The organism is Variovorax sp. 01T439_2, assembly GCF_056398445.1.
This window is the reverse complement of the sequence record NZ_JBFTPJ010000322.1, coordinates 1-5,769: the sequence shown is the minus strand read 5'-3', so window position 1 is coordinate 5,769 and position 5,769 is coordinate 1. Positions and strand designations below refer to the sequence as shown.

At 67.5% G+C, this 5,769-nt stretch carries 6 protein-coding genes; 4 read left to right on the top strand and 2 right to left on the bottom strand.

What is annotated here, in order from left to right; all coding sequences use genetic code 11:
• Both AC1DOC_RS16440 and AC1DOC_RS16435 read left to right on the top strand, forming a co-directional pair.
• Window positions 1-334, top strand: a 334-nt coding sequence (locus AC1DOC_RS16440) for an LpxL/LpxP family acyltransferase (RefSeq protein WP_478130097.1), incomplete at its 5' end; no start/stop codon positions are given.
• Window positions 331-1,215: an LpxL/LpxP family acyltransferase gene (locus AC1DOC_RS16435; RefSeq protein WP_012746277.1), complete on the top strand. Its 885-nt coding sequence runs from the start codon at window positions 331-333 to the stop codon at window positions 1,213-1,215. The genes AC1DOC_RS16440 and AC1DOC_RS16435, both read left to right, overlap by 4 nt.
• A gap of 10 nt (window positions 1,216-1,225) precedes the next feature.
• Here the strand turns inward: AC1DOC_RS16435 and AC1DOC_RS16430 are convergent, their stop codons facing one another.
• Together AC1DOC_RS16430 and yihA are read right to left on the bottom strand one after the other, a co-directional pair.
• A complete protein-coding gene (locus tag AC1DOC_RS16430) occupies window positions 1,226-2,137 on the bottom strand; it encodes an alpha/beta fold hydrolase (protein WP_012746278.1) in 912 nt (303 codons plus the stop codon).
• Between the two features lie 78 nt (window positions 2,138-2,215).
• Window positions 2,216-2,959 (bottom strand): ribosome biogenesis GTP-binding protein YihA/YsxC, encoded by a 744-nt coding sequence (gene yihA / locus AC1DOC_RS16425; protein ID WP_012746279.1) that lies wholly within the window; start codon window positions 2,957-2,959, stop codon window positions 2,216-2,218.
• 70 nt (window positions 2,960-3,029) lie between these two features.
• Here yihA and AC1DOC_RS16420 point away from each other — a divergent pair, with 70 nt between their 5' ends.
• On the top strand, window positions 3,030-3,698 hold the full coding sequence (locus tag AC1DOC_RS16420) for a c-type cytochrome (protein ID WP_012746280.1): 669 nt from the start codon (window positions 3,030-3,032) through the stop codon (window positions 3,696-3,698).
• Between the two features lie 116 nt (window positions 3,699-3,814).
• Window positions 3,815-5,769 (top strand): cytochrome c biogenesis protein ResB (locus tag AC1DOC_RS16415; RefSeq protein ID WP_478130096.1); only part of this gene is annotated, 1,955 nt, incomplete at its 3' end.

Genomic DNA, 5,769 nt, shown 5'->3' with positions numbered 1-5,769 from the left:
CGGGCAGGGCGTGTGGGCGCCCTTTCTCGGCCGGCCGGCCTACACCATGACGCTGCTGCCGCGGCTCGCGCAGCAGACCGGCGCCGCCTGTTTCCTGAGCGTGTGCGAAAGGCTGCCGCGCGGCGCGGGCTACGTGATCCGCTTCGAGCCGATCGTGGGCACGCCGCTCACCGATCCGGCCGCGCCCATCGAGGCCGCGGCGGCCGCCATGAACGACGCCATCGGGCGCCTGATCCACAGCCTGCCGGGGCAGTACGTGTGGGACTACGCGCGCTACAAGGAGCCGCGCGGCGAAACCGCGGTGGCGGCCCAGCCCGGGGAGCAGGCACGATGAGTCTCGGTTCCCGGCTCGGCATCGCTTTCATGCGCGCGATCGCGCCGCTGCCGCTGCCGCTGGTGCGCGGTTTCGGCGCGCTGCTCGGACGCGTGCTGCACACCATCGCCTTGCCGCGGCGACGCGTGGTCGACACCAACCTGGCGGTGTGCTTTCCCGGCAAATCCGAAGCCGAACGCCGCCGCATCGCGCGCGAGACCTTCGTGTACGTGGCGCAGTCCTGGCTCGACCGCAGCTGGCTCTGGCACGCACCCGAAAAGGTGGTGGCCAGCCGGCTCAAGGTGGTGGGCGCGGCGGCGGAGATCCGCGAGATTGCCGATGGCGACGAGCCGATGATCCTGTTCGCGCCGCATTTCTACGGCCTCGATGCCGCGGCCACGGCGCTGACCATGCACACGGCAAGGCCCTCGGCCACCATCTACACGACCCAGCGCGATCCGATGGTCGACGCATGGATCCGCGAAGGCCGCACGCGCTTCGGCAACGTGGCGGCGCTCAACCGCGTCGACGGCATCAAGCCGGTGCTCGCAGGCCTGCGCAAGGGCGGCCTCCTGTACCTGCTGCCCGACATGGACTTCGGCCGCGACCAGACCATCTTCGTGCCGTTCTACGGCGTGCAGGCGGCCACGGTGCCCTCGCTCTCGCGCTTTGCGCGGCTGGGCAAGGCGAAGGTGGTGCCGGTGGTCGCGAGGCTCACGCCTGGCGGCTACGAGATCGAAGTGCGGCCGGCCTGGCAGAACTTCCCGACCGACGACGTTGAGGCCGACACGGCGCTCATGAACCAGCGGCTGCAGGGCTACATCGACACGATGCCTTCGCAGTACTACTGGGTGCACCGCCGCTTCAAGACGCGGCCTGAAGGCGCGCCGCCGGTCTATTGATGGCGGCGCTTCAACTCCGCTGCAGGAAGGCCTCGATCTCGCGCGCGACCAGCTGCGGCTGCTCGTGCACGATCCAGTGGGTGGCGTTGGGCACCTTCTTCACCTCGAGCTTCGGCACGTAGTCCTCCAGGCCTTCGAGCAGGCCCGGCAGCAGCGCGGCGTCGTCGAGCGCCCAGAAGACGAAGGTCGGCACGTCGATGGTGAGCCGCTCGCGCGGCAGCACCGGAATGCCGTCGATGCCCTGGCCCGGCAGCGGCGGCTTCATCGGCGTGACGCGATACAGGTTGCAGGCGCCCGTGAGGCCGGCGTTCCACACCTCGCGATAGCGCTGCTTCACGTCCTCGGTCAGCCAGCCGAAGCCGTCGGGTCCGGCCTTCATCAAGGTGAAGAAGGGCCACATGCGCTTGAAGTCGTCGGCCGAGAGCAGGGCCTCGGCATCGGGCCTGGCGAGAAAGTTCATGTAGGCGCTGGCCTGCTGCTGCGCCGGGTTGTGGCGCAGCTCGCGCGTGAAGGTGCCGGGGTGCGGCGAATTGATGATGACCAGCTTGCCGACCTGCTGCGGAAAGGCATTGGCATAGCCCCAGCCGAAAGCGCCGCCCCAGTCGTGCGCGACCAAGGCGGCCATGGTGCCGTCCGCGCTCTCGGTGGCCGCCAATTGCTGGATGTCCTGGATCAGCAGGTGGGCCTTGTATGCGGCCACCTCGGTGGGTGCGCTCGACTTCTCGAAGCCGCGCAGGTTGGGCGCGATGCAGCGGTAGCCGCCGTGTTCAGGCTGGGCGAAGTGCTCGAGCAGTTCGTCCCAGATGAACGCGGCCTCGGGAAAACCATGAAGGAACACCATCAAGGGGCGCCCGGGCGTGCCGGTTGCGCGGCAGCTCAGCGTGATTCCGTTGGGCAGGCTGCGCTGGAACGTCTCGATCATGCCTTGTCTCCTTCAACTTCCGTTGCTATTGTTTTGATAGTGGATCACGCAGATGAAACGGCCCGCGCCGGTTTTCGCCTAGGTGTCTTGCGGCGCGGCCGGAGGGGCCGCCTCCGGCTTTTCTTCCCCGGGCGGATGCGCCCAGCGCCACAGCAGCTCGGCGGCCTCCCCCACGCCCTGTTTCTTGAGGGCGGAGAACAGTTTGACCTCGCCGCCGCCGGCCTGCAGTCGCGTAATGGACAGCACCTTGGCGCCCTCGCTGCGCGTGAGCTTGTCGGCCTTGGTCAGCAGCACGAGGAACTTGAGCCCCTGTTCCACGCGCGGACGGATCACGTCGAGCAGGATCTCGTCGAGCTCGGTCATGCCGTGGCGCGGGTCGCACATCAGCACCACGCCGCGCAGGTTCTCGCGCGTCATCAGGTAGTTGCCCATGACGCGCTGCCAGCGCAGCTTGGCTTCCTTGGGAACCGCCGCATAGCCGTAGCCGGGCAGGTCGGCCAGCACGGCGTCGTCGGCCTTCTGCTTGCCGACGCCGAACAGGTTGATGTGCTGCGTGCGGCCCGGCGTCTTGGAAGCGAAGGCCAGGCGCGTCTGCTGGGTGAGCGTGTTGATTGCGGTCGATTTACCCGCGTTCGAGCGGCCGACGAAGGCGATTTCGGGCAGGTCGAGCGGGGGCAGATGCTCCAGCTGCGGGGCGCTGGTGAGGAAGTGCGCCGTGTGCAGCCAGCCGAGCGCGATGCGCTCGCGCTCGGCGGCAACGGGGTCCACGGCAGGGGTCGCGCGGGAAGGGGGAGCGGCGTGCTTGCGCGACGGGGTGATCATCAATGAGCTTTCGGAACGGGCTGCCATTGTAGAATCGCGGGGTTTTGCGCCAATAAATCGAGCCCCCGATATGAAGTTGTTTGCCAATTTTCTGCTTGCAGCCCTCATGGGCGTCGCAGCCAGCGCTAGCCTTGCGGCCGACGAGCACGCCGCCGCGCCAGCTGACGGACCCGTCGCGGCCAAGCCGGCCAAGCCCGATCCCGCCAAGGGCGACGCGGTGTTCAATTCCGCCGCCCAGGCCTGTGCTTCCTGCCACAACGCGGACGGCAACTCGGCCATTGCGGCCAACCCCAAGCTGGCGCAGCAGCACCCCGAATACATCCTCAAGCAGCTGCAGGACTTCAAGTCCGGCAAGCGCAAGAGCCCGATCATGCAGCCCATGGCGGCCAAGCTGTCCGACGAGGACATGCGCAACATCGCCTGGTTCGTCGGCTCCAAGAAGATCAAGACCGGCTTCTCCAAGGAGAAGGACCTGGTCGCGCTGGGCGAGAAGATCTACCGCGGCGGCATTGCCGATCGCCAGATCCCGGCCTGCGCCGGCTGCCACAGCCCCAACGGCGCCGGCATGCCCGCGCAGTACCCGCGCCTGGGCGGCCAGCATGCCGACTACACGGTGGCACAGCTTGTTGCTTTCCGGGACAACGTGCGCCAGAACAGCGCTCCCATGACCGGCGTGGCCGCAAAGCTCAACGACCGCGAAATCAAGGCTGTTGCAGATTACATCGCCGGCCTGCGCTGACACCACGCGCTTCAGCGTGAACTAACCGCCGATAAAAAACCCAAACAGAGGGCGGGCCGATCCAGCTGGATGGCCCGCCCTTTGCTTTTTCCCTGTTCCTTTTCTCCCATCGACCGATGTCTGTCTCCACCCACGGCCTTCGCGTTCATCGCGGCCCGCAAGTGCTACGCGCTGCGGTGGAACTGTTTTCGTCGATGCGCTTCGCGATTGCGCTGCTCACCGTCATCTGCATCGCATCGATCATCGGCACGGTGCTCAAGCAGCACGAGTCGATCAACAACTACATCAACCAGTTCGGGCCGTTCTGGGCCGAGCTGTTCCGCGCGGCCAAGCTCGATTCGGTCTACAGCGCCTGGTGGTTCCTGCTGATCCTGCTGTTCCTGGTGATCAGCACGACGCTGTGCATCGCGCGCAACACGCCGCGCATCTTCATCGACCTCAAGACCTTCAAGGAAGGCATCCGTGCGCAGAGCCTGAAGGCCTTCGGCCAGCGCGCCGAGAGCCGGCTCGACGAGGCGCCCGCCGCGGCGGCCAACCGCATCGGCCAGCTGCTGGTGARCGGCGGATGGAAGGTCAAGCTCCAGCAGCGCGAAGCCGCGGGCGGCCATGCCGAAGCCGGCTGGATGGTGGCCGCACGCGCGGGCGGCGCCCACAAGCTGGGCTACATCGCCGCCCACAGCGCGATCGTGCTGGTGTGCATCGGCGGCCTGCTCGACGGCGACCTGGTGGTGCGGGCGCAGACCTGGTTCAACGGCAAGAGCGTGTTCACCGGCGGCGGCATGATTGCCGACGTGCCGGCGCAGCACCGGCTGTCGCCGCGCAACCCGACCTTCCGCGGCAACATCCTGGTGCCCGAGGGCGCGCAGGGCAGCGTGGCCATCCTGCAGCAGTCCGACGGCGTGCTGCTGCAGGAGCTGCCGTTCTCGATCGAGCTCAAGAAATTCATCGTCGACTACTACTCGACCGGCATGCCCAAGCTGTTCGCAAGCGAGGTGGTGCTGCACGACCGCGAGACCGGCGAGCAGGTGCCCGCGCGCATCGAGGTCAACCATCCGGCCAGCTACAAGGGCGTGGAAATCTACCAGTCGAGCTTCGACGACGGCGGCTCCAAGGTGAAGCTCAAGGCGGTGCCGATGGCGGCTGCGGCCAAGCCCTTCGATGTCGAGGGCGTGATCGGCGGGCCCAGCACTGAAATTACCAACGGCCGCGAGAAGCTCACGCTCGAATACGCCGCGCTGCGCGTCATCAACGTCGAGAACTTTGCCGACGGCGGCGCCATGGGCAGCGGCGCCGACGTGCGCAAGGTCGACCTGCGGCACGACATCGAATCGCGCCTGGGCGCCGCCAACAAGACCAGCAAGCCGAAGGTGCTGCGCAACATCGGCCCGAGCATCGGCTACAAGCTGCGCGATGCCGCGGGACAGGCGCGCGAGTACCAGAACTACATGGTGCCGGTCGATACCGGCGACGGCCAGCCGGTGTTCCTGCTCGGCATGCGCGAAAAACCCGAGGAGCCGTTCCGCTACCTGCGCGTGCCGGCCGACGAGCAAGGCTCCATGGACAGCTTCGTGCGCATGCGCACCGCGCTGGCCGATGCCGACACCCGCAACCGCGCGGTGGAGCGCTACATCGCCAAGGCCATCGATCCCAAGCGGCCCGAGATGGCCGAGCAGCTGCGCGTTTCGGCGGCGCGTGCGCTCGCCCTGTTTGCCGGCAGCGAGCGCGCCAAGGCCGATGCCGCCACGCTCGGCGGCTGGCAGGCAATTGCCGAATTCATGGAAGCCAACGTGCCCGAAGCCGAGCGCGAACGTGCCGGCGCGGTGCTGGTGCGCATCCTCAACGACGTGCTGTTCGAGGTGCTCAATCTGAGCCGCGAGGGCGCGGGGCTCGCGGCACTGCCAAGCGACGAGAAGTCGCAGGCCTTTCTCACCCAGGCGGTGCTGGCGATCAGCGACGCGTACTTCTATCCGGCGCCGGTCGCCATGATGATGACCGACTTCACCCAGGTACAGGCCAGCGTGTTCCAGGTGGCGCGCGCGCCCGGCAAGAACGTGGTCTATCTGGGCTGCCT